This window comes from Spirosoma harenae, assembly GCF_054776975.1.
Genome location: NZ_BAAHBD010000066.1, coordinates 1 through 2,447, shown reverse-complemented (window position 1 = coordinate 2,447; position 2,447 = coordinate 1). Strand labels below are relative to the sequence as shown.

Annotated in this window: 1 protein-coding gene; it reads left to right on the top strand. The window is 53.8% G+C overall.

Annotation, left to right across the window (positions count from 1 at the left end; all coding sequences use genetic code 11):
• The coding region (locus ACYVE4_RS34100; protein WP_461044903.1) for a SusC/RagA family TonB-linked outer membrane protein at window positions 1-2,447 on the top strand (2,447 nt) is incomplete at both ends.

Below are 2,447 nucleotides of genomic sequence, written 5' to 3'. Positions count from 1 at the left end.
TCTTTCATCCCACCGGATGACATCGAAAGCACCACGGTGCTCAAAGATGCGGCTGCAGCTTCGATCTACGGAGCCCGGGCTGCTTCGGGCGTGATTGTCATCACCACCAAAAAAGGACAACGTCGTTCGCAAAAGCTGAGTGTTAGTTACGATGGTCTGTATGGGGTTACCGATCCAGGGAAAGGCTACAGCATCCTGACTCCGCAGGAGCAGGCTGACTGGGCCTGGCAGGCCCGCAAGAATGACATCTATCAGGCAGGGGGCACCATCGGTCCTGATAGCTTCACCGGGATCGCTAGTAACCAGTATGGTACGGGAGCAACGCCGGTTCTTCCTGACTACCTGTTAGCGGGTAGCCGATCTGGTCTTACCGCTTCACAGGTTGATCTGACCGCTGAGGCCGCCAAGTACAATGTCAATCCAGCCAACGGGGCTATTTATAACGTCATCCCAGCTAACAAAGCAGGCACGGACTGGTACGGTGCCATCACGCGGGTGGCCCCCCTGATGCGTCATAACATCGGTTTCTCGGGCGGGACCGATTATAGCCGCTACTACATCGCCCTGGGCATGCAGCAGCAGGCCGGGATCGTCATCAACAATGACTACGTCCGCTACAACCTGCGAGCCAACACCGAGTTTGACATCACCAAAAAACTCCGCTTTGGCGAAAACTTCCAGCTGGCTTACATCAAAACAAAAGGTCTTCTGGGTGGTGTCGGGAATCAGCTAGGAAATGGAACCAACAATAACTCGTCATCGTCATCGGATGAGAACGAGGTCTTATCGGCCTTCCGGATGGCACCGATTATCCCAATCTACAACTCGTTTGGTGGCTATGCGGGGACAGCGGCTCCGGGCTTCAACAACCCAAGAAACCCAGTTGCTGACCGTATGGCAAATGCCAATAACAGCAACTTCAACATCTTTGGCTTTGGGAATGCGTACCTGGAGTATGATGTGATCCCTTCGCTGACCCTGCGTAGCAGCATCGGTGGTACCTATTTCAGCAATTATTATAACTCCTATGGTCGGGTGCAGTACGAAAACTCGGAGAACAACACCACCTATACCTACTCCGAAGGATCTGGCTACGGTCTGGCCTGGACCTTCACCAACACCGCCCACTTCAAACAGAAGTTCGGTATTCACGATATCGATGTGCTGGCTGGTATCGAAGCGCTCAACACAGGCGCTGGTCGCAACCTCAACGGATCAGGGCAGAACCCTTTCACCACTGACCCGAACTACGTGACCATCAATACAACGACGCCGGGTGCCACTCGTAACGTAGGTAGCGATTTCAGTTTAGGGAACCGATTCTACTCGTTGTTTGCTCAGGCGCGTTACACCTTCAACGATAAGTACATCGTGACCGGCGTTATCCGTCGGGATGGTTCGTCTCAGTTTGCGCCGGCTTTCCGTTACGGGGTGTTCCCGGCCGCTTCGGTGGCCTGGCGCTTATCGTCGGAGCCGTTCATGAAGAACCTGCCCTGGGTGTCTGATCTGAAGATTCGCGGTGGGTATGGGGCCATGGGTAACTCCAGCTACCTCTCCTCGACCAACCAGTACAACCTGTTTGCCTCCAACGCAGGCAATGGCTATGACATCAGTGGCACCAACAACAGCATTGCCGCTGGTTTCTACCGCAGCCAGATCGGTAACCCGGCTGCTAAATGGGAAACCTCCGTCACCTCCAACATCGGGATCGATGGGTCGTTTTTCAACAACAAGTTAGAAGTGGTGTTGGATTTCTGGCGCAAGGACACCAAGGATCTGTTGTATCCGCTGGCGCTACCGGGTGTTGTGGGGGCTCGGGCTAGTGCACCATCGGTGAACGTGGCGGGTATGCGCAATGAAGGGATCGACCTGTTGATCACCAATCGGGGCAACCTGTCAGGCGATCTGAGCTATGAAGTAACCGGTATCGCTAGTGTTTTAGGCAACAAAATTACGGCTATTGCGCCATCAGTTCCTTTCTTCTACGGTGGGGGGACTCGTATCAGCGGTAACGCCGTTCGAAATGAGCCAGGACACGCCCTATCATCGTTCTTTGGTTACAACGTAATCGGTCTGTTCAATTCGAAGGAAGAGGTGGCAGCTGCGCCAACTCAGGAAGGAGCGGCTCCGGGTCGATTCCGCTACCAGGATGTCAACGGCGACGGTAAGATCTCTCCCGATGACCGGACTTACTTAGGCAGTCCAATTCCAAAGCTGACGGGTAGTATCACCCTGACGCTGAAGTACAAAGGCTTCGATCTGAACACAAACCTGTATGCTACGTTTGGCAACAAAATCCTGAATAACCAGCGTTGGTTCACGGATTTCTACCAGTCGTTCACGGGTGGAGCCGTTAGCTCACGGGTGAAGAATTCGTGGTTGCCCACCAACACCAACACGAACATCCCCATTTACGAGAGCTCGTCAAATTTCAGCACGCAGACGCA